A 23,122-nucleotide genomic window follows, 5' to 3' on the forward strand; every position below is an offset into this window, starting at 1 on the left:
CTGATTGCCATCGACAGCCCGACGTCAAGACTCAGAAGTTAACGGTATAAGTGGTAGTGACGCGATATTCATCGTACCCAGAGGTAAAGCTGCGATCGATAAAGTTGCCACGCACATCAAAGGTCAGGCCCTTGAGTGATCCTTGCTGCAAGCTATAGGTCACATACAGGTTCTTCTCGGTTTCATTCTCGTCCGTCAGGCCGCCGACATCGATATCGGTACCCTTGATCATGCGAGCGAAAATCTTCAGGCCGGGCAAGGTGTCTTTGGCGTTATACATGTACACCAGACCCAGTGATTTTTCGTCTGGACGAACAAACGCCAGGTTTGACCATTGCACCAAGTAAGGCTGCGGGATATAACCATTCAGGGTTGGGAAGAACTTGTCGTTGTTCATCTTCTGATAGTTAATCATCACCGCGTGATTACCCATGCTCAACGACTCTCGTACACCAAATGCCTGGGTATCGTATTCGCCATTGCGAGCTTCACCGTCATCGCTGACGCGGAACAAACGCACGTCGGTGCGCGAGCCGACATCACCCAAACGAGTTTTATAGGTCAGACCAGCATACTGCTGCTTGTAGTAGTCGTTCAACGTCCCCAGGAAGTAGGTCACGTTCAACGCTTTGTTAACGTCATAACTGGCACCCAAAAAGTCCAGGCCATCGGATCGCTTGTCATCGTTGCCACGAAAAATTGACATGCCTTCCTTGTCCGATGATTCGCGAGTGACGACTTCCCAATAACGACCGGCCGTCAACGCCAGGCCATCAATCTCTTTTGATTGCAGCATCGCACCTTCATAAATGGTATCCAGCTGGCGACTGGTATCATCCCAGGCAATCGGCAGGTGTGGTCGATGATCCCCGACGGTCAATTCGGTTTTGGAATATTTTGCCTTGAAGGTGGCACCGCTGCGGCCGTAGGTATCCGGTGCTTCGCCATCGGCATGAATCGGCACAGAGCCGTCATCACCATCGGCACTGATGATGTACGCCAACTGCGAAGACGCATCCAGACCAACCTGGATACGGGTATCGGTATAACCGGAGCTGTACTGCAAATCGGCAGCCTGGGACCAGCTGCCCACATCGTCGGCAGCGGTATCGTAGCTGCGCGTCAGATAGAAGTTTTTCAGGTCGAGTTTGACCTTGCCATCCGCAACAAAGTCAGCCAAGGCGGTTGTTGGCAAGGCCAGCCCCGTCAAGGCTGACAGTACTATTCCGGTTTTACACAAATTGCACTTCATCATCATTGTTTCCTTCTGCTCTACATTGAGTACCAGTCATACCTGGCGTAACTTGATGCCGGCTTGCATGTGCTCACCGGCGTTCTCGCCTGGTAACAAGACGCCATGCGCCCTGTTGCCCCCGTCTACCGACGCAGTCAAATCCATGCTGCGTTCTTGTTATTGGTTACTCTGGTGCCACGCAAAAAATCATCTGCTGAAGTGATTCAAGCCATGCCGGGCGATACCGACTGTTCATTCAAACGGTGATAAGCACGGTTGAAATACATCAATCCGGCTTCCGCATTACCGATACGAAGCTCGCTGATACGGCAATAAAAAACGCTGTGGGAGCCCATTTCATGGCTCTCGTGAATACGACAATCGAAGTTGACCAGCGCCTGCTCCAGCGCCGGAGCGCCGGTTTCCAGGCAACTCCAATGATGTTTGGCGAAGCGTTGTTCGCTCGTGAGATCGCGATTGGCAAAATCCCCAGACACATCCAGATGCGCGGAACTCAGCACGTTCACACACAACACGCCGTTGCTTTTGAAGTGATCATGCGCAAAGGAATTGCGGTTCATGCACACCAGCAAGGTGGGTGGCTCATCTGTCACACTGGTCACGGCGGTGGCGGTAAAACCAAACCGGCCAGCGTCACCATCGGTAGTGATCACAGTGACGGCACCACCCAGCAGGGACATGCCATTACGAAACAATCGGGTATCAACCATGGGGAATTCCTCAGTCATTCAGCCGGCTCAGATATCGAGTACCAGCCGGGGGGATTTGGCGCGTGAACAACACAACAGCATCTGGTCGTTGTCCTCTTTCTCTTCGTCGGTCAGGAAGACGTCGCGGTGATCCGGGATACCTTCCAGCACATCGCACAGACAGGTGCCACAAGTGCCCTGCTCACACGACACTTTCACCTTCAGGCCCGCTTCGGTCAGGGCCTGGGCGATGCTCTGGTGCTCACCGACGGTGACGCTGAGGTCGCTGGCTGCGGCGTACACTTCAAAGCTGCTGCCGCCGGTTTCAACCTCAACCTGGAAGAATTCTTTATGGATACGCTCATCGGCAAAACCCTTGCTGCGGGCAGTCGCCATCACCCACTCCATAAATCCGGCTGGGCCGCAGGTGTACATATGGGTGGTGCTATCGGAGCCAGCGAAGACCGCCTCCAGATTCACCCCGACGCCGTCGTGTTCGTCGTCAAAGTGGCAGTGCACCTGCTCGGCAAAGGCGCTGCTGGTGAGGTCATCGATAAACGCGCAGGAGCTGCGGGAGCGACCGCAGTACCACAGCTCAAACGGTTTGTTGGCGGCGTGCAGGGCATAAGCCATGGCGATCATCGGAGTGATGCCAATGCCGCCACCGATCAGAATCGAACGGCCGTCCGTCTGAGCCAACGGAAACAGGTTACGCGGAGCGCTGATTTGCAGTTCGGTGCCTTCAAACAGACGCTCGTGCACAGCAACAGAGCCACCACGAGAAGCGGGATCTTTTAATACACCCACCCGATAGGCGGAGACGTCAGCCGGGTCGTTACACAGTGAATACTGACGAATCAGATCATCACCCAGATGCAAATCGATATGGGCACCGGCATCAAAACCGGGCAGCGGCTGGCCTTGTGGGTCGACCAGCTCCAGGGTAATAACACCTGGAGTGTGCTGTTCGCGCTTGCGGACGACGACCGTGAGCAGCTCGTCTGTCATGTGTATTCTCCATCCGGCCACGCCGGTTTTACTGTCGAAATTGTGCGGCTTGGTCGCAAGAAAAAGCCTTGTTGTGTGGTGTTTCTCGGGCAAGCCCGCGCCTGGGAGTGGCAAGTCAAGCAAGCCACTCTCACGGCTATCAGGTCGGGTTTGAGGCGATCGTTTAGCGCATAAACAAGCCGCCGTTCACATCCCAGGTAGTACCGGTGGTGAAGTAGGCTTGCGGGCTGGCCAGCTGCACGACCACATCGCCAATAAAATCGGCGTCGCCGAGTTTTCCGACCGGGATGTTGGCCAACAGGCCAGGCAGGCGCTCTGCCGGTACGAGGGCTTTCACCATCGGAGAATCGATCGGCCCAGGGGCGATGGCGTTGACGGTGACACCGCCGCCAGCAAGTTCTTTGGCGAACACCTTGGTGAGGGTCAGAATGCCGCCCTTGGAGGCCGCATAGTGAGCACCGGTACTGGTGCCGCCGTTCTGTCCGGCCAGCGATGACATGTTGATAATGCGGCCATAGCCTTGTTTGGCCATGTAACCGCCCAGCACCTGACAACCGGCAAAGGTGCCGCCGAGGTTGATATTCACCACCTGGTTAAATTCTTCAAGGGTGATATCCATCACCGGAGTAGCACGGGTGACCGCAGCGTTATTGACCAGAACCTGCAGGCTACCCCACTGTTCCAGTACCACCGCGAGGGCGCTCTCAAAATCGCATTTGTGAGCGACGTTGAGGGCCACCGCCATCGCTGTTTCACCACTGATATCCAGTTCACTGGCAGCGGCCTGGGCGGCGGCCAGATGAATATCACTCAGCACCACCTTGTAACCAGCGCCATGCAGACGCCGGGCAATATGATTGCCCAGCCCCTGGGCAGCACCGGTCACCAGGGCAACCTGAGTCGTTACAGAATCCGTCATGGAGTTATCCTTTCGCGGTTACCGATCGATCGTTAGAAAATAAAGCTGACTGTGCGCAAGAAGCCGTCGGCATGCAGCAGCTTCACAACTTTCTGGTCGATATAAAAACCATCACTGGTGGGCTTCAGGCGGTACTCAATGTTGGCCGGGTAAGTCACCAGCTTGCCGTGACGCAGCTCGTTCAGCGTCATGGCACAGCGGACAACCACCTGGTTTTCGTCGGCTTCGAGAACACGAATACGGGACATCATGCGCACGGTGTAACCCACCGCATCAGCCGAAACCGATTCACCATTTTCCAGCCGCGCCACTCGCATACGGCGCATGTCGGCGTCGTCCAGTGCCAGATTCAGGCTGTTGAGATAGTCGCTTTCGTTCAGGTCAGTGGGCACGATGTACAGACCGGCAGCGGTCCACAGCGACAACCATTCCTGATAGCCCTTGTGATCCAGCAAATCCGCTTCATAGCCGATAAATTCAGTGACCTTGGCCAGCAACTCGGTATTGGATTTCATGATTTATTACTCCCCTGGCTGTGCTGTTACGCTGGCGGCGGACATGACTTTCTTGTACTGCCGATACGCCGCTCGCATGCCGGTTTCAGAACACACCGCCCCTTGTGGATTACCGTCGGCGGAAGTCCGCAAGCGGGTCATACCCCGGTTCACCAGAATCCAGCCATCGTTACCCGCCATGGAGCCTTTTTGTACCCGTTCCCAGGCTTCGCCATCGTCCGGCGTACCAAAACCCATTGGCCCCTGAAAATGTTCGTGCAGGCGCATACGCTTGCGATTAAAGGCTTGCGGGGCACCGTCGCCACCCAGCGCTACGTGCTGAATTTCGGTTTCATTCACACTGACCGGGCGCAACACGCGGAAGAAGGCCATCGAGCAGGAAACGTTCGGGAACAGGTTGAGGTTAAAGCCAGTACCGTGGGCAGCACGCACCAGTTTTTTTACTTCATCATCGCTTCGGCCTTCGTCACGCAGGGCTTGAGCCAAGGCTTCAAAGCGCGCTGGAATCGGCTGGTCAAGATCCGCTTCAAGGTCAACCAGCTCCGGGATCATCACCATGACGCTGTGGCCGTGGCCGAGGTCTTCAACAAACCCTTCGCCGTCGAGGAAGTCAAAAATATCCGCCGTGGCATCATCCAGGGAGCTGACAAATGACTTGTGAACGATCGGAAAATGGTAGGCGTCGGTGGTATTTTCCAGCTGGATTTTCCAGTTACCCGGAAAGTTGAAGCGGTGCTCACCCAGTACTTTCATCGGATAGCCGCCGCCTTGCTTGGCAAACAGATCAATCCATTTTTTGGCGCCACCAAGAAAGTCGGGCAGAGGTTCGATGTCGTTGTTAAACGTGGCGAACACCATGCCCTGATAGGTGTCGAAGCGCAGGCTTTCCAGCGACATGTCTTTTTTGTCGAACACGCCGTCGTATTCTTCCGGCTTCGGTAATGCCCGTAATGAGCCGTCGAGGCCATAACCCCAGCCATGGTAAGGACAGGTGAGCGCTTTGGTTTTACCCTTGCGGCCTTCACACACCGTGGCCCCACGGTGACGGCAGCGGTTTTGCAATACGTGCAGATTACCCTTGCGGTCGCGGGTCAGAATCACCGGATGCCGACCGACAAACGAGGTTTTGAAGCTGCCCGAGTCTGGCACTTCGCTGTCATGCCCGACAAACACCCAGGTGTTGTTGAACACTTTATCCAGTTCTTCTTCGAAGATTGCCGGGTCGGAGTACAGCGACTTGTGGACGCGTCCTTCTTCGACCATCTCAGCCGCTTTCAGACTGATGTTGGCTAACTCTATCAATTCGCTCATGGTGCTTGTCTCTTGTTAATGGCCGGTGTTGGCAGGCAGTCAGGTGAACGGCGGAACCGGGTTACTTGTCCGGCACCGGCAGCGGTTCATCGCTTTGCCAATGGCTCACCGGGCGGCTGAACAGGTTGCGAGTCTGGAAGTGGGCAATGCGCCACTGACCCAGCTCCTTGCAAAAATCGATTTCGAGTCGAGCGCTGTTAAGGTGCGAACCACCGGCGCTGAACGTGGATACCTGAATCATGTTCCAGCTGCCGTGGGCCTGATCGCCATCCACCACAATCAGCTCGGAACTGAGGTAGTGGACGTTGAGAGCAAAATGCGGCGGTTCCACGCAATACTTACCCAGCATCGCCACAATCGCGTCACGGCCCTGATGGCCACCAAAACTGTTGGCATAACGCCCACCCTTGCCTTCCCAGATGGCATCTTCGCTGAACAGATCCGCCAGCTGGGCCAGTGGTGTACTGCTATCCAGCACATCACACAGATCCATGTAGCGGCTGATACAGCTCCGAATGGCCTGCTCATCTTCCAGGGCAATCAGGCGTTGCCGGATCTCGGCAAACTCGGTGCGCTCGATCTCGTTCATCCCGGTATCCTCAACTGCGTTGGACGATCAGTTCACGACCGGTACGCGCTTCTACTTTGGCGTAGCGCCATAACTTGTACGGGGTCGCGCCAACGGCGGTGCTGCGGAACAGGTTGCAGCAGGCCACTACAGTGTCGTAATCGGCAACGTCGGCCATCAGGTAGGTGGTCCACGGATAGCCGGAAGAGGGGCCAACCATGCTTTGATCGTCGTCCATATTGCCGATCACGGTCACACCATCCATATCGTGAATAGCGTTCCACATCTCGCCAAAGGCCGCCCAGACATCAAGCTGTTCTTCCCGTGGGGCATCCATAAAGTTCTGGTTAATGCCCATGCAGAACAGTACGCGCAGGGGTTTCTTGTCAGTCATGGTGATATCTCCAGTCCGGTATCAGAGGTAGCCAGGCAGCGGATCATGTCCAAAAAACATGGCCCCGGCGTTTTTGTAGGTAATGGCACCCATAAAGGCGTGCTGGGTGGCCATCATCGAATCACGCACAATGCGCGACAGCGGATGGTCGTTGTAGGTGCTGGTCATGCCCGCGACCTGATAGGCAATACGAATCGCCTCGGCGCATTCATGCGTCAAGTTGCTGGTCGCCAGGCGAATCAGGCTGACCTGCTCACGAGACGGTTTTTCAGCGCCCTGGATCGTCTTCCAGGCGTCTTCAGTGACCTGATAGAAAAAGGCCCGTGATGAGCGTAATTTGGCTTCGGCCTTGGCGATCTCAATCTGGACATATTCACGCTCGCCCAGATTCGGCGCACCGGTTACTGACTGGCGGCCAGCGGCCATGCCCTGAACCACGTCCAGAGCCTCACGCGCCAGGCCAGCCGTGGTGACAGACAACACCTGGGCCGCAAACGAAAGACTCGGATAAGTGAAAAAATCGGACTCGATATTAGGTTTGCCACCGCGCACAAACGTCCAGTCTTCTGGTACAAATACCTCATCCACCACCATGTCGTGAGAGCCGGTTCCGACCATGCCGATAACGTCCCAATTGGGTTCAATAGTGACCTGATCAGCAGGCATGACTGCCATCCGTGGCAGAGGCTCACCAGACTCCGGCTGGATGCCGACTCCGATCAGCGACGCCCCCATCGAACCGCTGCCAAATTTCCAGCGCCCACTGACGATATAACCGCCCGCCACTCGCCGCGCCGGCTGGGTCGGAAAAATCCCCCCCGCAAACACCACATCCGGGCCGTCGGCCCACACCTTGTCGATGGTCGCTACCGGCAGCGCCGCCAAATAAGCCGGGTTCATGCCAAAACTGGCAACCCATCCGGCCGACCCGTCCGCAGCGGCGATGGCTTCCACCATTTGCAAAAATTCAACCGGGCTGCGCTCGTCGCCCCCCAGCGCTCTTGGCACCATGGCGCGGTAAACGCCAAGCTGGCGGAAACGTTCAACGATGTCCTGAGAGAGATAACGCTGACTCTCGAACTCATGTCGGCGCTGACGCACCTCGTCCAACAAGGCGTCAAATGCCGCCCCACCCCAGAGGGATTTATCGATCTGATATCCAGACATGACTCTCTGGTCTCCTGTTACTGTTCGTTGTTTCGAGTGGCTATCTGACTGGCTATCCGACTGGCTATCAGCGCTGCCACTGCACACAGCAGTTCGTCAGCTCCCCTGGCGGCCACCAGCTGTAAACCCACCGGCAGTCCGTCCTCACTGAGCAAGGGAATATTGATGGCCGGGTGGCCACTGAGATTAAAAGGTCGTACAAAAGCAGTCATACCCAGTAACGCTCGCGTATCGGCAGCGTTTTCTATCGATACCGGGCAATCCGGCATGGTGGGTAATGCCAACACCGGGCAATCGGTCAACAAGGCGTCAACCGCAGCCGAAAATTCAGTTCGAACCTGCTCTGCCAGAGCCAATTCCTGATCCGTGGTCTGACCCGCTGCCAGCAAACGCTGGGCGACGTCGTCCCCGATCAGGCCAGACGCCAGCAAATGCTGGCAGGCGCGCCAGCTTTCACGATTGATAATGCTCATACCGGCCTGATAGGCCTGCTCCATACCTGGCAAAGTGACCAGATGAAGCGGCAGGTCCGTCGCCGCTATAGCGGCCTCAACGGTGTGCTTTACCGCTGCGCTGGCATTGAGCTCAACCACCATGCCCAAACGCAGATTAGCCAACGCGGGGGCGTCGGGTTGCAGTGCCACAAAATCACAACAGATCGCTTCCATAACGGCCGTCAATGTTGGCATGTCCCGCGCCAGAGGGCCTACGCAATCCAGGGTTGACTCGGCAGGCATAACCCCGGCTCTGCTGACGCGACCATAACTGGGCTTGAGACCAAACACGCCACAACAAGCCGCTGGAATACGAACCGAGCCGCCGGTATCCGTACCCACCCCGGCAGCGCTCAACCCGGCAGCCACCGCAGCGGCAGAACCGCTGGAAGAGCCACCGGGAATCAGGCCGGGAAAGCGTGGATTATTTGCTGTTCCGGTCCAGTGGTTCACACCGGTGGTACCGAATGCCAGCTCATGCAGGTTAGCCTTGCCGTTAATCTTCCAACCGTTAGCCAGCAGCCGATCAACCACCTCAGCATGCTGCTGCGCTACGGGTGCCAGCTCCAGTGCCCGACTGCCTGCCCTGGTCGGGTGACCGGCGATATCGATCGTGTCCTTGACCACAACCGTCGGAGCCGCAGCAAAGCGATCAGCCGAGGTGAGGTTCAAAGCAGCAATCAGTATTGACATGAGATGTACCCTTGGTGAGTTAACCGGGGAGGCTAAAGTCTGTCTTCATGCTCCCCTGTTGCCTTTATAAAATCACCAAATTTAAAATTTATGTCAATTGAAAATTCAATTATTTTACCAAGAATCAACAAGGTGCATAAAAGCTTCAAATGTATCATTTTGGTGCATTTTAAATCCCTTGAAAACCAACCCGAAAAATCCCATTAAAATAAATAACTAATTGATTTATAAGTTATTTTTTAAAATAAAAGAGACTATCCAGCTTTTTAAAGATCCTGAAACACCAACCAGAAATCGCCATCAAAGCTTGGTAAAACTTTACTTTCTCAAAAAAAATTGTCACCTTTTACGTCATTAAAAACAATAAAAACAAGCGTCAGAGAATCCATTGCCGATGCCACCTAAACGCCCGTATTTACTCGAATTTTCTACTAAAAAACATGCCAGCATGCCCTCAGACCAATACCCGGCCATACTGACAACAGGCCCGATGGCGACGCTGAAACAGGCCGCACCAAAATTTTCTGGCACACATGCTGCTATGAGATACTCGCCCCCTCTCGACACTGAGGGGTCTATTTACCCAGCTCGCAAGGCACTGAAACAACACCGCGCAACTCTGCATACAGAATCAGGGTCGCGACCTACAACGAAACAACCTTGCCATCCTATGGAGATCGTCATGCTGTCGAAGAAACTGCTAACCACTCTGGTACTCGCTTCCTCTTTGGGCTGTTCTATTGCCCAGGCGGAAATCAAGATCGGGGTCGTTACCTCAGCCACCGGTCCGATTGCCCTGGTGGGGATCCCGCAGAAAAACACCGTCGCCCTGCTGCCGGATTCCGCTGGCGGCGAACGCATCCGCTACATTCCCCTGGATGATGGCAGCGACCCAACCGCCACCGTAAAAGCCTTCAAAAAGCTGATCGATGATGAACATGTGGATGCCATCATTGGCCCAAGCGGCTCCGGCAACGCCATGGGTGTGATCCAGTTTGCTGCCGAATCCGGTACGCCGATGCTGGCTCCGGTCGGTACTGCCGCAGTTGTGCTACCAATGACGGAACAAAAAAAATGGGTTTTCAAAACCACCCAGAATGACGATCTGATCGCTGCCGCACTGGTCGATCACATGAAAAAGACCGGCGTCAAAACCATCGGTATGATCGGCACCGCCGACCCCTTTGGTGAAAACTGGTCAAAGGTTATGAAAGGCCTGACGGATGCCGCTGGCATCAAGATCGTTGCCAACGAACACTTCCAGCGCCAGGACACCTCCATCACTGGCCAATGCCTGAAAGTCCTGATGACCAACCCGGATGCCGTACTGATTGCCGCGCCGGGCAGCTCGTCGGTGATGCCGCAAACCACTCTCAAGGATCAGGGTTACAAGGGCCAGATTTACCAGACTCACGGTGCTGCCCTGGATCCATTCCTGCGCCTCGGAGGCAAAGCGGTTGAGGGCACCATTCTGGCCGCCAGCCTGATGCTGGTTCTGGATGAAGTACCAGACAGCCCATCAAAAACAATTGCCCAGAAATACGTCTCCGACTACGAGCGTATGTATGGCAACAGCCCGGCGACCTTTGGTGGTAACGTCTATGACGCCGGTTTACTGCTGGAGCATGCCATTCCAACAGCACTCAAGTCGGGCAAACCCGGCACCGCCGAGTTTCGTGCCGCTCTGCGTGACACCCTCGAAAAAACCACCGAAATGGCTGCGACCCAGGGGGTGTACAACATCACTCCGGCAGACCACAGTGGCTTTGATGAGCGTGGCCGTGAACTGATTATCGTTAAGGACGGTGATTGGAAACTGGTCAAGTAAGGCTGCGTGCTCCCGGCGCAAACGTTTCATCGTTTGCGCCTGAACGACCCCATACCTAAAAAAATACTGCTGTTGGCCCGCCCGCCAGGCCATGTTTTCTCAGTAACTCAAGGACTCAGAAGCAATGAATTTTCAGATCGCCGTTTTGCTGGGGCAGGATGGCTTAACCAATGGGGCTATTTATGCCTTGCTGGCACTGTCGATTTTGCTGGTGTTTACCGTCACCCGCATCCTGCTGATACCGTTAGGTGAATTTGTCACCTTCGGTGCACTTACCATGGCCGCCATTCAATTGGGCAAAACACCTTCCGTCGAATGGCTGCTGCTGGCACTGATGCTGGTCAGTTGCGGCATGGATCTTTATGACCAGCTGCGCACCCGCATCAATAGCCGCAAAATCCAACACATGGTGCTCAAGGTCGGTTACGCCGTGGTAATGGTGATTCTGATGCAAACCCTGCCGCTGGCTGAACTGCCGATGGCATTCCAGGCATTGCTCACCCTGGCGTTAATGGTGCCTCTTGGTCCCATCATGTACCGGATATTTTTTCAGCCGCTGGCCGACGCGCCGTCGCTGGTGCTGTTGATTGTGTCGATTGCTGTTCACGTCTCGATGGTAGGCGTGGGTCTGCTGTTGTTTGGCCCGGAGGGCGCTCGTACCCAGCCATTTTCCGACAGCAGTTTTGCGCTTGGCCCGGTAATGCTGAAAAGCCAGACACTCTGGGTCATCCTGGTATCCATCCTGCTGATCATTACCCTGTTTGTGGCCTTTGAACGCACGCTCTATGGCAAGGCATTACGGGCAACAGCGGTGAACCGTACCGGTGCCCGTCTGCTCGGTATTTCCCCGGTTTTTGCAGGCAAGGCTACCTTCGCCCTGGCGGCGTTTATCGGTGCTCTTTCCGGCATTCTGATTGCGCCGATCACCACCCTCTACTTCGACTCCGGTTTCATCATCAGCCTGAAAGGGTTTGTGGGTGCCATTATTGGCGGACTGGTGAGTTATCCGATCGCCGCCATCGGTGCGGTTGCGGTTGGCATGATTGAAGCGTTTTCCATGTTCTGGGCCAGCACCTATAAGGAAATTATTGTATTCACCCTGATTATTCCATTCCTGATCTGGCGCTCGATGACCAGCCACCACGTGGAGGACGACGAATGATCAAGCCACGCAATATGATGCTGCTGGGACTGGTACTGTTGATTCTGTCACCGCTGGTTTTACCCTCGTACCAGATTACCCTGCTGAACTACATCGGCCTGTATGCCCTGGTTGTACTCGGACTGGTGCTGCTTACGGGCGTCGGCGGTATGACCAGCTTTGGTCAGGCCGCGTTTGTCGGCCTCGGGGCTTACACCACGGCCTATCTGACCACCACCCAGCAGCTGCCGGAGTGGCTGGCATGGACCGCCGGTTCTCCCTGGATCGCCCTGGTGTTTGGCTTGCTGCTAACCGCTGTGGTAGCACTGCTGCTTGGCGCGCTCACTTTGAAGCTCTCTGGTCACTATCTGCCGTTAGGTACAATTGCCTGGGGTATTTCACTCTATTACCTGTTTGGCACCCTCTCCTCCATGGGTGGCCATACCGGCGTCAGTGGCTTGCCGTCACTGCAACTGTTCGGTATCAGCCTCGACAAGGGAGAGAAAATTTTCTACCTGATCTGGGCGGCAGTAACAGGCGCCATTCTGATCAGCCGCAATTTGCTGAATTCACGGGAAGGACGTGCCATTCGTGCCCTTAAAGGCGGCCAGCTGATGGCGGAATCGATGGGAGTGAACACCTTCCGTTCCAAAATGGCGGTTTTCCTTATTTCAGCGTTATTTGCAGGCTTGTCCGGTTGGCTCTATGCCCACACCCAACGCTTTGTAAACCCGACCCCCTTCGGCCTGAGCATGGGTATCGACTACCTGTTTATGGCTCTGATTGGTGGTGTTGGCAGTGTCTGGGGAGCCTTGTTGGGTGCCGGTGTGCTCACCATGCTGAAACAATGGCTGCAAGATCTGCTACCCATACTGTTGGGCAGTGACGGTCAATACGAAAGCATTGTGTTTGGCTTGCTGATTGTATTCATGATGCAACGCGCCCCCGGCGGACTGTGGTCTCTGGTCATCCGCCTGATACCGGCCCGCTATCAGGCCGATACCCGCCTCGTCGTCAATGATGCCGCCGCCGATTTACCCCGACGACCGTTACCAGCCCAGGGGACGCTGGTACTGGAAGCCATGAATGTCACGCGCCGTTTTGGTGGCCTGGTGGCAAACAACAAGATGAACCTGCAACTGCATGCCGGAGAAGTACTTGCCCTGATCGGCCCGAACGGTGCCGGCAAGAGTACCATGTTCAACCAGCTATCGTCAGTCGACACCCCAACCGAGGGTGAAGTCCGCTTCCTTGGCCAAAGTCTGAAAGGCAAAAATTCCCGTGCCGTCGCCTCCATGGGCATGAGCCGTACCTTCCAGCACGTCAAGCTGCTACCGGCCATGTCAGCGCTGGAAAACGTTGCCCTGGGTGCCCATATGCGAGGCAACCAAGGAGTGATCAGCGCCTCTCTGCATCTGGAGCGAGAAGAAGAGCAACGGTTGTTAAAAGAGGCCAAACATCAGCTGGAACGCGTTGGTCTTGGTGCTTACCTCTACGAGGAAGCCGGCAGTCTGGCACTGGGTCAGCAACGCATTCTCGAAATTGCCCGCGCCCTCTGCGCCGATCCCTGCGTGCTGTTGCTGGATGAGCCCGCCGCCGGTTTACGCTTTCAGGAGAAGCAGGCGTTGTCGGATTTGATCAAGAAGTTGAAGACCGAAGGCATCGCCATCCTGCTGGTTGAACACGACATGGACTTTGTGATGGGACTGGTTGACCGCATCGTGGTGATGGAATTTGGCGAAAAAATTGCCGAGGGGTTACCAGAAGAAATTCAGACCAACCCCGCAGTATTGGAAGCCTATCTGGGAGGTGCAGAATGAAAACGTCCCGCCGCACCTCGACTGCCACCAACCACCCTCAGGAGCATGCCAACACCATGACTGATTCTACCGCGCTGCTTGATGTACGTGGTTTACGTGTTGCCTATGGCAAGGTGGAAGCCCTCACCGGCATCGACCTGACCTTGAAAGAAGGCCAGCTGGTGACCGTGATTGGCCCCAACGGGGCCGGTAAAACCACCCTGCTGTCTGCCATCATCGGCATGCTGCCCTCCAAGGGTAATATCCACTTTGATGGTCAGGACTACGTCAGCCCTGAAATCGAAACCCTGGTCGGACGCGGCTTGGGCCTGGTACCGGAAAAACGCGAGCTGTTCAACACCATGAGTGTCGAGGACAACCTGTTGCTCGGTGCCTTCCTGCGCTATCGCAATGGTGACGACAGCTACGAACAAACCCTGGCCGAAGTCTACAGCCTGTTTCCTCGCCTATGGGAGCGCCGCCAGCAACAGGCTGGCACGCTGTCCGGTGGCGAACGCCAGATGCTGGCAATTGGCCGCGCCATGATGGGCAAACCGAGGCTATTGATGCTGGACGAACCCAGCCTTGGGCTAGCCCCCCTGATTACGCGAGAAATCTTCCGCATCTTTGCCGACCTGCGCCGCCAGGGAGTGTCGATCCTGCTGGTTGAACAGAATGCCCGCGCCGCCCTCAAAGTGGCCGACTACGCCTACGTGCTGGAAGGTGGTCAGGTTGCCATGCAGGGGCCAGCGGCTGAACTGGCCAACGACCCCAGGGTCATCGAAGCGTATCTGGGTCTGGCCAGCAAACACCAGGAGTTGCTCTCCAGCTAATCCGGGCAACTTGACCAGACAACCCATCTGGATAACCAATCCGGATAAAGACAGCACCCGCCCAGGCGGGACTACCCACTTTTTATCGGAAGATATGTTATGCGCATCTGTATTGCTGGTGCCGGAGCGATCGGCTGCACGCTCGCCGCCCGTCTGGCCGCATCAGGACAGCCCGTTAATGTACTGGCACGGGGAGCGACCCTGAAGCAGCTGCAACACCACGGTGTGCAACTGACCGATCTCGACGGCCAGCATCAGGTCGCCGTCAATGCCAGTCATTCTGCCCAGGCGCTTGGCCCCCAGGATCTGATTCTGGTGTGCACCAAAGCCCCTGCCCTGCAGGCCATATTTGAACAGATACAGCCAATGATACATGCCGACACCGTGGTCATTCCCGTCGTGAACGGACTGCCCTGGTGGTATTTTCGTGGTATCGACAGCCGTTTTGCCAACGACCGGATTGATGCCATCGATCCCGACGGCGAATTGAATCGACTGGTGCCCGAACAGCATCTGATCGGCTGCGTGGTGTTTATCACGGCGACCCGCAAGGCTCCGGGAATTGTTGCTGCGAGCAACCCGCATCTGATGATTATGGGGGAGATTACCCACCAGCTGACAGACCGGCTGGAACAGGTGCGGCGGGTGATTGAACAGGCCGGTATTGAAGCCCGCGCCAGTGACACTATCCGTGACCAGATCTGGACCAAGGTAATCGCCAACCTGACCTCCAATCCCTTGTCCGTCGTCAGTGGCGCAACGCTGGAACAGCTCTACTCCGATCCGCATTTGCAACCACTGGTGCGTCGCATGCTGGACGAAACCTTGTTGGCAGCCGCCTCCCATGGTGCTCGCATTCGTTTTGACCCAGCCACGATTATGGCCATGGGAACCAGCATGGGCAGTGTCAAAACTTCCATGCTGCAAGACTTTGAAGCCGGCGCTCCGCTGGAGCTGGCGACCATTGGTCACGCCGTGGTCGAGCTGGCCGAAAAAAATGGCATTGCCATGCCGACCACACGACACGTTCTGGCATTGGCCGAATTCCTGTCGCGCACAGCGTCTCAGACCAACCCCAACCCTATTCAGAACACCGCACAGTAAAAGGAACATCCCATGCAACAGACCATCGCCCGCCCGGATAACTGCAGTGAAGAGGAATGGGCACTGCGTATCAAACTTGCCCACTGTTACCACCTGATCGATTTTTTTGGTTGGACTGAAACCATTTTCAACCATATCTCAGCCCGTCTGCCAGCCCAGGGCGATCAGTACCTGGTCAATCCATTTGGTCTCAATTACACCGAAATAACACCGGCCAATCTGCTCAAGGTCGACGTTGATGGCCACAAGCTGGATGATTCACCCTACGATGCCAACCCGGCCGGGTTCGCCCTGCACGGTGCCATCCATGCGGCACGTGAAGACATCCACTGCGTGATTCACACGCATACCAATGAAGTCTCTGCCATAGCACAGAAAAAAATCGGTTTTACCCATAACGACTTTTATGGTGCCCAGCTGTTCGGGCGCGTGGGCTACCATGCGTTTGAAGGCATTACCCTGTTCCAGGAAGAGAAACAGCGCATGCTCGCCAGCCTGGGCGACAAGCATATTCTGGTACTGCGGAATCACGGCATTGCCGTTGGTGAAATGGACATTGAACGCACCCTGTTCCTGCTCTGGACTGTCCAGCGTGCGGCCGAAATCCAGGTCACGGCTGGCGCCCTGGGTGGTGAAGACAACCTGTTGGAAGAAGCCATCAGTCAGCGCTGTGCCGACCTGACCCAGATGCTGATCAAGGACAGTGGTTTCGCCAACAAATTTTTTAACGCCATGGTACGCAAAATGGAATCGGAGAAAGGCCCGAGCTGGTAATACATGCCGGCCGCACGGTTTTGGTAATACGGTTTTGGAAGCATCGCTGCGGTGAAAGGCTGACACTGGTCGCTTTTCACCCAACACCCCTCCCCCATCCTTCATCGGTTACCGGGTGATCGGCGGTGCTTCCCTTTTTATTTACCCGTGTCCGGCTAAGGACGAAGCCACCTGGGTAATGGCGCGCCCTGTCGCGAGCAGTGGTTTTAGGGGGCACCCTTGAGCCGGTTTCATTGACTGTGCATGTAAAACTTTTGTACAGTTTCTGCAGACCCCACGCCTGAGAGCCGGAATGACCAAGCCCATCCGATCACCCCGCAGTCAACGCTACAACCCCGCCAGTGAAGACTTTCATAAAGAAGATTTCCCTTTTTACTGGCTGGCCCGGGTTCACGGCCGCTATGTACTGGCCATGGAAAAGTCCCTGAAGAAGATCAATCTGGATATTCCACGCTGGCGCATCCTGTTTATCCTCAAAGAAGAAGGCATATCGAGCATTACCGAAATCGCCATTCATGCGGTTGCCAAATTGCCAACCGTGACCAAAACCGTCTATCGCATGAAGGACGACGGACTGGTCGACACCCGCCAGAAAAGTGATGATGGCCGGGTAACAGAAGTTATTATTACCGACGCCGGTCGCGAAGCCATTAGCAAAATCCAGCTGGTCACCCACGACCTGTTCCGCGAAAGCTTCAAAGGTATGAGTGATGCCCAGATCAAACGCCTGAACAAGCTGCTGGAAACCCTGTTCCACAACTTGCCAGAGCACTGATACCATCGCAGGCCACCGGTGTTACACCAGTGGCTGCAACGCCCAAACCGTCTCATGCGCCGTCAACCGGTTTTTCATCACCCCTGCCACGTCCTGGGTTTCCAGCAGTGACAAGCGGTAATAGTCATCGTAGTGCTGATGCACTTCTTCACTGGCAACAGAGAAAGGCGGGCCATTCCGCTGCGCCTGATCGTATTCGTAACAAATCACCAGTTGCCTGGCGGTGGCGGTAATCGTTCGAAGATGCACGGTATATTGCTGACGCAGAGCGGGCGGCAAGGCAACCAGTGCGGCGCGGTCGTAAATGGCATCAACCGCACCCAGCACATCGGCACTGAGATCAAAAATATCGCCCACAAAAATATCAAGCGCTTCCGCCTGGTAAAGCAATAGAGACCCGACCTGGCGAATAGCCGGCTCCACTCCCAGCTCATGGAACAGCCCCTGAATGGCTTTCTCACTCAGTTCCGCCCCGACGACCCGAAGGCCCTTGTCCAGCAACCAGGCGATATCCAGGGTTTTACCACACAAAGGCAAGAACACCCGTTGCCCTTGCTCCAGACCCAGATGGTCGTAACATCGAATCAGTGCAGGGTTGGCTTCACTGTTGTGAAAACCAATTTCTCCCCGCTCCCATTTTGCATGCCAGAAACTTGCGTCCATCCTGTTGCTCCCAAACGGTTATGTCACATCACCAGCGCATACGCGGTAGCGATGACTCATGCTGTAGCATACAAGTTCAAGCCGACGTCAGGTCAAGGGACTGCTAAAAATAGCATCAACAGAGTATCAACCTAGCATCAACAGAGTATCAGCATTGGCGTGAGGCGCGAGACGTGAGACGTGAGAGAAAGCAGGAAAGGAGATGGGGAAATAAGGCAAAAATTGGCGAACCAAGCGTATACACACCGAGCAAGTGGCTGCTCCCCTCCCGGTGCGCGGTGTGGTTCGTTTTTCCTGCGGTCATATCCTATTGGTAATCCCCGTACCGTTCAGGCAGAGGTTGCCACGACTGACCGCTCAGTTATCAGCAATCTCTTCGTACATGCCAGTGATGTTGTCCATTTTTTCCAGCACCGCATCGGTAATCTGGTAGACATTTTGTGGTATGCAAGACCCTGAACAAGCGGCATTACACTGGGGCCGATAACTTTTCCAGCGATTGGAGGCCTGCTCCAGCGCCAGTGCAACTCTGGGAGAATTAAAACGAGAAGACATCAAGCTGTCCATCGACTCATCAAACATTTTGATGGCCAAGCGAAATTCCTGGTGAACGTCATCCGAACCCAACCCCCAGTGAATGGCGACACAGTTTTTGGCGATCCGTTGGGACAACATGCGCTGACGCCCGGCCACATTCACCAGACTGGTGAGTTTTTTATGTGACGCATGCGCAATGCCGTTAACCAGGTCATCACACATTTCCAATAAATCGTTGTTTTCACGTAGCAAGCTGACGGCTTTACGCTTGTCCGGCGTTCCCAGCAAACGCACGCGATGCGCTGTCCATTCTTGCTCCACACGCTTGGTCAGGTACTTGATTTCCTCTGACGGGGCGTATTTTTTCAGCAATTCCAGACGCTTATCAAACAACTTGATGGCAGCTTCAAGTTGTGACATCGCGGTATCAGGATTCAGGTTCGCACCCACCATCAAATGACACTTCATACAGCGCTGCGTCAACATCCGCAAACTGCCGGCAATATTCACCGCCTTTGCATCCGTCATCGCAGCAGAAGACTTAGCCTTTTTATAAAGCACATTGTAAAACATGAAATACAAAATCACCGCAGCGACTGCTATAGGCAGCATACGTTCTCCTTGGCAAAGCGCCGATCCGTCGAACCAACTCGCGGGCCTGTTTCCCGGGATGAGAAACGACCCAAAACATTAGTTGCATTTGATAGGCGCCAAAATACAGCCGCTAATGCCACCGGGCAATGTAAGATTGTCTATCAATATAAACGAAACTAAAAAAACCTCGAATCGCACACAAAAATGATACTAATCAACTAAAAATGGCATAAATTGGTTGCATTTATCTGCGCCAAGACACTTCAACTTACATACCGCTGTTATATAGAGGACATCTATTTAATCCTGCACAACTCTGCGCGACTGTTGCCGGTGATCAGGGCAAGGCGGCGAATGCCGCGAAATGACGCGTCCTTTTCAAGTTCGCCAACACCGCTCTTTAAATACTGCCAATAAAACAAGTAAGTTATTGATTAATATGTATTTTTTAATGAAAGATACGAGACAGGCCAGATTGACCTGCGGAGACAGATAAAAAGAGCCGAGCAACACATGGTGTAACGGATGTCATGAACCCCCGCACAGAAGAGACAGAACCACGACGCCACTGGTACAATCGCGCTGGCAATCGTGGTGGTTTGGTGGCCGTACCTATCAGGCAGGAAGAGGAGCCGCCGCCTGCTGCTGGCTAGCATCCCGTTGTTGCTGGTAACTCACCAGCCGTTCACACAGGTATTCGGCATCCTGACGAACCCCTGAAAAACGACCAGATCCCCAAGTGTGTAACCATGGCAAGCCGATAAAATACAAACCCGGCTGTAGCGTCACGCCGCGTTCGTGTTTCGGATGGCCCTGGCCATTAAAGACCGCAGCATCAAGCCAGCTGAATTCCGGGCGGAAGCCAATACACCAGATGATGGTCGAGATGCCAGAGTCGGCCAGATTCAAGCGGGTGCGCTCTTCAGGCAGCTGCCAGACCGGGCGGTACACCGACGGGCCAATATCGGTCTCGATACCCTGCTTCTCGATCCAGGCGTCAATCCGTGTATTGATATTGTTGTAGGTATCGTCGGCGCTTTGCAGGTTGTGATTCAGATTCGGTTCAAATATCAGCTGCGTACCATCCCAGCCAGTCATTAACCCGTACAGCTCCATACCTTCAATGGCAAATTGACGCAGATCGATATCCCGACCGCCATCACGACCAGTGACATAGTGGTTGGTGTTCTGCCGTACATTGCTACCCAACGGGTGCTCATTCACCGATATTTGGTAATAGCCCATGTCATCAAGCCATTCCACCACGTCTTTGCCTCGGTAAAAACGGGCCACACGGGGGGCATCGCCAGTAGCCAGAAACACCTGGCGACCTTCCAGATGCAGGTCTTCTGCAATCTGGGCACCGGACTGGCCCGACCCCACCACCAGCACACCGCCATCCGGCAACTCGGCGGCATGTTTGTACTGGGCAGAATGGATCTGGTGCACCGTTTCCGGCAGACGTTCTGCCATCCGCGGAATCACCGGAATGTGGTACCCCCCGGACGATACCACCACCTGATCAGCGGTATAGTCTCCGTCACTGGTGGCGATGTGATACAGGCCCTGCTCGTCGGTGACCACCTGTTTAACCGTTACGCCTTCCCGTACGGGCGCATTCACCTTGCTGGCGAAGCGTTCCAGATAGGCCACCAGCTCTTGTCCTTTCATAAACCCGTGGGGATCGTCACCGTCATAGGGCAGAGCAGGCAAATCGCACTGCCAGTTTGGCGTGACCAAGGTAAAAGAATCCCAACGCTCGTGTTTCCAGCCATGCAGGATGGTGTTCTTTTCCAAGACGATATGGTTCAAACCTGCCTGCTGCAGGACATAACTCATCGATAAACCCGCCTGGCCGCCACCAATAACAACGACCTCGACATGCTGTTTGCTTGCTGTACTCATAACGATCTCTCTGTGCTGTTGCTCTATTTGGCCCTGCTCTGCTTGGTTCTGCGTCTTGACTGCTGGAACCATTACGACGCCCCCAACTCCCGGATTGCCGTGATTTCAATGCTGCCCTGCTGATCAGGGTAGCTCGCGGCCCGACGCTGGATCACTGCTAACTGGTCAGCGGCGCTGGAGCAGTAATAACCGTACTTGCTTGCCACTCGCTCGCTGGCTTGTCCCAGTGCCTGATCGGCACGCTGCACAAATTCCGCCAGCGTCATGGTGTCGCCCGGCTGGAAGTACTGCTGCAAAACGGTGGATGGTGAATAGCATTGTTCTTCCTGGCCATCCGGCCAGCGCAGATAAAAATGAACGGCAGGCATATAGCCCTCCTTAAAAAACGTCTGTCAAAAACGCATGTCGATAGTCTGCTGATAACGGCTAACGGCTAACGGCTAACGGCTAACGGCTAACGGCTAACGGCTAACGGCTAACGGCTAACGGCTAACGGCCAGGAGTCTGTCAGGCTCCTAGAAACCCGTGAGCGGTTGTTGCGTCAGATCGTAAAAAATGTCGTGTTGCTGATTAAAATCGACCATTAACTGGCCACCTTCGGTCAGCCTGCCAATCGCCGCAGCGGCAATATCACGACGATGAAAGCAGGCCAATAATTCGGCCAGCTGATCGGCTGTGGTGGTCAGTAAATAGCCATAGCTGGGAAAGGCGCATAGCCAGTCTTGCCAGCACACTGACGCTGGTTTCGGAATCGACGCCAGATCAATCACCGCTCCGCAACGAGCGCTTTCCAACAGCATGGTGCAGGTCCCGAGCAAACCGGCCTGACTGATGTCCTTGGCAGCTACGGCCAGTCCGGCGTCGGCGATGTCCGCCAATAACGCCAGATCCCCTTGCAGTCGCTCCGCCGGAGCGGACGTTGCTGCATTCCAGTTCAGGCTGTTGCCCCGAAAGCTGCCACGCTGATCCATTGCCGCCACCAGGATCTGGCCCGGACGAGCAGCAAAACTGCTCAATAGCCGATTGGCATGGCCAACAATGGCGACCGCCAGGTTGGCGTGAGCGGCGCGTACGTTGGTGTGTCCGCCAACGATATGCACGCCGAGATGTAATGCCGCAGCACGCATGCCGCGAATCACTTCTTCCACGACACCGGGTTCTGCCGAACTCCAGGTGGCATTAACCACAGCTGCCGGGCGTCCACCCATGGCGGCAATATCACTGCAATTGACCATCACACCGCACCAGCCAGCAAACCAGGGATCCCGTTCCACCAGCTCCCCCTGCATCCCTTCAATCGCCAGCAACTGATATCCCCGACCGCCATTGGCTGCCAGGGGGATCGCGGCGGTATCGTCACCATTGGGATGCCAGTCGGCGGGTAAATCCGGCAACTGCGCACTGACGCGACGGATATCCTGCTTCATTCCCAGCCCGCTGCGCTGGCGTACCGCTTCCAGCAGCGCTGGCAAGGCCGGTGCATCCGTGGAAGTAAACGACTCCGTTAGCCGCGACATTATCTGGCCTCCTGTTGAGTGGCGCTGCCGCTGGCAGGCATGCCCAGCAGCCCGGCCCAGCATTCGCTATTGCGCGGTTGGCGACGAGCGCGCAAAACAAACCCGCTGTTCGGGGTGTGGCAAGGCGGATACGCCGCCAGATCCGCTTCCATCACTGCGTGCCGCTGCCCGAACAACACTGCGTAATGTCGGGTTGCCCAGTTCAGCCGCTGGAACAGAGCTTCATTCTGCTGCTGCACCGTTGCCATAAAACACTGGCAGCCCAGTGCGTGAGCACTGCTGACCGCCAACTGGATCAAGGTTGTACCGAGCTGTCCCTGACTGCGAAAAACCGGATCGACCGCCAACCGGGAGCCGTACCAAAGCCCGTCACCTTGGTGGTGAATCCGCACGGTGCCCACCACTTGCTGGTGCCAGCCGCCATAACTGCCCAATGCCACCAGCAGGTGTGCATGATCATCGGTGGCGTCGCGATCATCTTTTTCAAACAACTGCTGTTCTTCACAGAACACCTGACGCCGCAAGGCATGGGCTTGCTCAACTTCCCAGGGAAGGGTTGCCCATTTGATGGTGTAGTCGGAATAGTCGGGATAGGTCATGGGGTACTCCTCACTGCGGGTGACAGATGACGGATGAATT

At 55.3% G+C, this 23,122-nt stretch carries 23 protein-coding genes; 7 read left to right on the forward strand and 16 right to left on the reverse strand.

Annotated elements, in window-relative coordinates:
- Nucleotides 1-31 precede the first annotated feature (31 nt).
- The 10 genes from WG929_RS05190 to WG929_RS05235 form a co-directional block, all read right to left on the reverse strand.
- Nucleotides 32-1,255, reverse strand: a complete 1,224-nt coding sequence (locus tag WG929_RS05190) for an OprD family outer membrane porin (protein WP_416205173.1) — start codon at nucleotides 1,253-1,255, stop codon at nucleotides 32-34.
- 203 nt (nucleotides 1,256-1,458) lie between these two features.
- Nucleotides 1,459-1,965 carry a flavin reductase gene (locus WG929_RS05195; protein WP_369857885.1) on the reverse strand — a complete coding sequence of 169 codons (507 nt, stop codon included), beginning with the start codon at nucleotides 1,963-1,965 and terminating at the stop codon, nucleotides 1,459-1,461.
- Between the two features lie 27 nt (nucleotides 1,966-1,992).
- Nucleotides 1,993-2,952 (reverse strand): PDR/VanB family oxidoreductase, encoded by a 960-nt coding sequence (locus WG929_RS05200; RefSeq protein ID WP_416205174.1) that lies wholly within the window; start codon nucleotides 2,950-2,952, stop codon nucleotides 1,993-1,995.
- A gap of 163 nt (nucleotides 2,953-3,115) precedes the next feature.
- Nucleotides 3,116-3,871, reverse strand: coding sequence for an SDR family NAD(P)-dependent oxidoreductase (locus WG929_RS05205; RefSeq protein WP_416205175.1), 756 nt, complete (start codon nucleotides 3,869-3,871; stop codon nucleotides 3,116-3,118).
- Nucleotides 3,872-3,903: 32 nt separating this feature from the next.
- Nucleotides 3,904-4,386: an aromatic-ring-hydroxylating dioxygenase subunit beta gene (locus tag WG929_RS05210; protein WP_416205176.1), complete on the reverse strand. Its 483-nt coding sequence runs from the start codon at nucleotides 4,384-4,386 to the stop codon at nucleotides 3,904-3,906.
- Between the two features lie 6 nt (nucleotides 4,387-4,392).
- Nucleotides 4,393-5,697 carry an aromatic ring-hydroxylating oxygenase subunit alpha gene (locus tag WG929_RS05215; protein WP_416205177.1) on the reverse strand — a complete coding sequence of 435 codons (1,305 nt, stop codon included), beginning with the start codon at nucleotides 5,695-5,697 and terminating at the stop codon, nucleotides 4,393-4,395.
- Nucleotides 5,698-5,758: 61 nt separating this feature from the next.
- Nucleotides 5,759-6,286, reverse strand: a complete 528-nt coding sequence (locus WG929_RS05220; protein WP_416205178.1) for a nuclear transport factor 2 family protein — start codon at nucleotides 6,284-6,286, stop codon at nucleotides 5,759-5,761.
- A 10-nt stretch (nucleotides 6,287-6,296) separates the two neighbouring features.
- Entirely contained in the window at nucleotides 6,297-6,659 is a 363-nt protein-coding gene (locus tag WG929_RS05225; RefSeq protein WP_369857879.1) for an IacB protein, read from the reverse strand.
- A gap of 21 nt (nucleotides 6,660-6,680) precedes the next feature.
- Nucleotides 6,681-7,826 (reverse strand): acyl-CoA dehydrogenase family protein, encoded by a 1,146-nt coding sequence (locus WG929_RS05230; RefSeq protein WP_416205179.1) that lies wholly within the window; start codon nucleotides 7,824-7,826, stop codon nucleotides 6,681-6,683.
- 17 nt (nucleotides 7,827-7,843) lie between these two features.
- Nucleotides 7,844-9,013, reverse strand: a complete 1,170-nt coding sequence (locus tag WG929_RS05235; protein WP_416205180.1) for an amidase — start codon at nucleotides 9,011-9,013, stop codon at nucleotides 7,844-7,846.
- Nucleotides 9,014-9,695: 682 nt separating this feature from the next.
- Here WG929_RS05235 and WG929_RS05240 point away from each other — a divergent pair.
- The 7 genes from WG929_RS05240 (at nucleotide 9,696) to WG929_RS05270 (ending at nucleotide 17,267) form a co-directional block, all read left to right on the forward strand.
- On the forward strand, nucleotides 9,696-10,841 hold the full coding sequence (locus WG929_RS05240) for an ABC transporter substrate-binding protein (protein ID WP_416205181.1): 1,146 nt from the start codon (nucleotides 9,696-9,698) through the stop codon (nucleotides 10,839-10,841).
- A 124-nt stretch (nucleotides 10,842-10,965) separates the two neighbouring features.
- Nucleotides 10,966-12,003: a branched-chain amino acid ABC transporter permease gene (locus tag WG929_RS05245; protein WP_369857875.1), complete on the forward strand. Its 1,038-nt coding sequence runs from the start codon at nucleotides 10,966-10,968 to the stop codon at nucleotides 12,001-12,003.
- Nucleotides 12,000-13,802 (forward strand): branched-chain amino acid ABC transporter ATP-binding protein/permease, encoded by a 1,803-nt coding sequence (locus WG929_RS05250; protein ID WP_416205182.1) that lies wholly within the window; start codon nucleotides 12,000-12,002, stop codon nucleotides 13,800-13,802. The genes WG929_RS05245 and WG929_RS05250 overlap by 4 nt, the downstream gene beginning before the upstream one ends.
- Nucleotides 13,799-14,614: an ABC transporter ATP-binding protein gene (locus WG929_RS05255; RefSeq protein WP_435873312.1), complete on the forward strand. Its 816-nt coding sequence runs from the start codon at nucleotides 13,799-13,801 to the stop codon at nucleotides 14,612-14,614. The genes WG929_RS05250 and WG929_RS05255 overlap by 4 nt, the downstream gene beginning before the upstream one ends.
- Nucleotides 14,615-14,713: 99 nt before the next feature.
- Nucleotides 14,714-15,718, forward strand: a complete 1,005-nt coding sequence (locus WG929_RS05260) for a ketopantoate reductase family protein (RefSeq protein WP_416205183.1) — start codon at nucleotides 14,714-14,716, stop codon at nucleotides 15,716-15,718.
- A 12-nt stretch (nucleotides 15,719-15,730) separates the two neighbouring features.
- Nucleotides 15,731-16,492: a class II aldolase/adducin family protein gene (locus WG929_RS05265; RefSeq protein ID WP_416205184.1), complete on the forward strand. Its 762-nt coding sequence runs from the start codon at nucleotides 15,731-15,733 to the stop codon at nucleotides 16,490-16,492.
- 292 nt (nucleotides 16,493-16,784) lie between these two features.
- Nucleotides 16,785-17,267 carry a MarR family winged helix-turn-helix transcriptional regulator gene (locus WG929_RS05270; RefSeq protein WP_369857871.1) on the forward strand — a complete coding sequence of 161 codons (483 nt, stop codon included), beginning with the start codon at nucleotides 16,785-16,787 and terminating at the stop codon, nucleotides 17,265-17,267.
- A 21-nt stretch (nucleotides 17,268-17,288) separates the two neighbouring features.
- Here the strand turns inward: WG929_RS05270 and tmpT are convergent, their stop codons facing one another.
- The 6 genes from tmpT to WG929_RS05300 all read right to left on the reverse strand — a co-directional run bounded on the left by tmpT (nucleotide 17,289) and on the right by WG929_RS05300 (nucleotide 23,082).
- Entirely contained in the window at nucleotides 17,289-17,930 is a 642-nt protein-coding gene (tmpT, locus tag WG929_RS05275; protein ID WP_416205185.1) for a thiopurine S-methyltransferase, read from the reverse strand.
- Nucleotides 17,931-18,287: 357 nt separating this feature from the next.
- Entirely contained in the window at nucleotides 18,288-19,079 is a 792-nt protein-coding gene (locus WG929_RS05280) for a type IV pili methyl-accepting chemotaxis transducer N-terminal domain-containing protein (protein WP_416205186.1), read from the reverse strand.
- A gap of 597 nt (nucleotides 19,080-19,676) precedes the next feature.
- The gene (locus tag WG929_RS05285) at nucleotides 19,677-20,966 is read right to left on the reverse strand and encodes an MSMEG_0569 family flavin-dependent oxidoreductase (protein WP_369857868.1); all 1,290 of its coding nucleotides are present in this window, start codon (nucleotides 20,964-20,966) and stop codon (nucleotides 19,677-19,679) included.
- A 71-nt stretch (nucleotides 20,967-21,037) separates the two neighbouring features.
- Nucleotides 21,038-21,334, reverse strand: coding sequence for an MSMEG_0570 family nitrogen starvation response protein (locus WG929_RS05290; RefSeq protein WP_416205187.1), 297 nt, complete (start codon nucleotides 21,332-21,334; stop codon nucleotides 21,038-21,040).
- 147 nt (nucleotides 21,335-21,481) lie between these two features.
- Nucleotides 21,482-22,483 (reverse strand): sll0787 family AIR synthase-like protein, encoded by a 1,002-nt coding sequence (locus WG929_RS05295; RefSeq protein WP_416205188.1) that lies wholly within the window; start codon nucleotides 22,481-22,483, stop codon nucleotides 21,482-21,484.
- The gene (locus WG929_RS05300; RefSeq protein ID WP_416205189.1) at nucleotides 22,483-23,082 is read right to left on the reverse strand and encodes an MSMEG_0567/Sll0786 family nitrogen starvation N-acetyltransferase; all 600 of its coding nucleotides are present in this window, start codon (nucleotides 23,080-23,082) and stop codon (nucleotides 22,483-22,485) included. The genes WG929_RS05295 and WG929_RS05300 overlap by 1 nt, the downstream gene beginning before the upstream one ends.
- Nucleotides 23,083-23,122: the final 40 nt, after the last annotated feature.

This window comes from Oceanobacter antarcticus, from assembly GCF_044962685.1.
Classification (GTDB): Bacteria; Pseudomonadota; Gammaproteobacteria; order Pseudomonadales; family Oceanobacteraceae; genus Oceanobacter; species Oceanobacter antarcticus.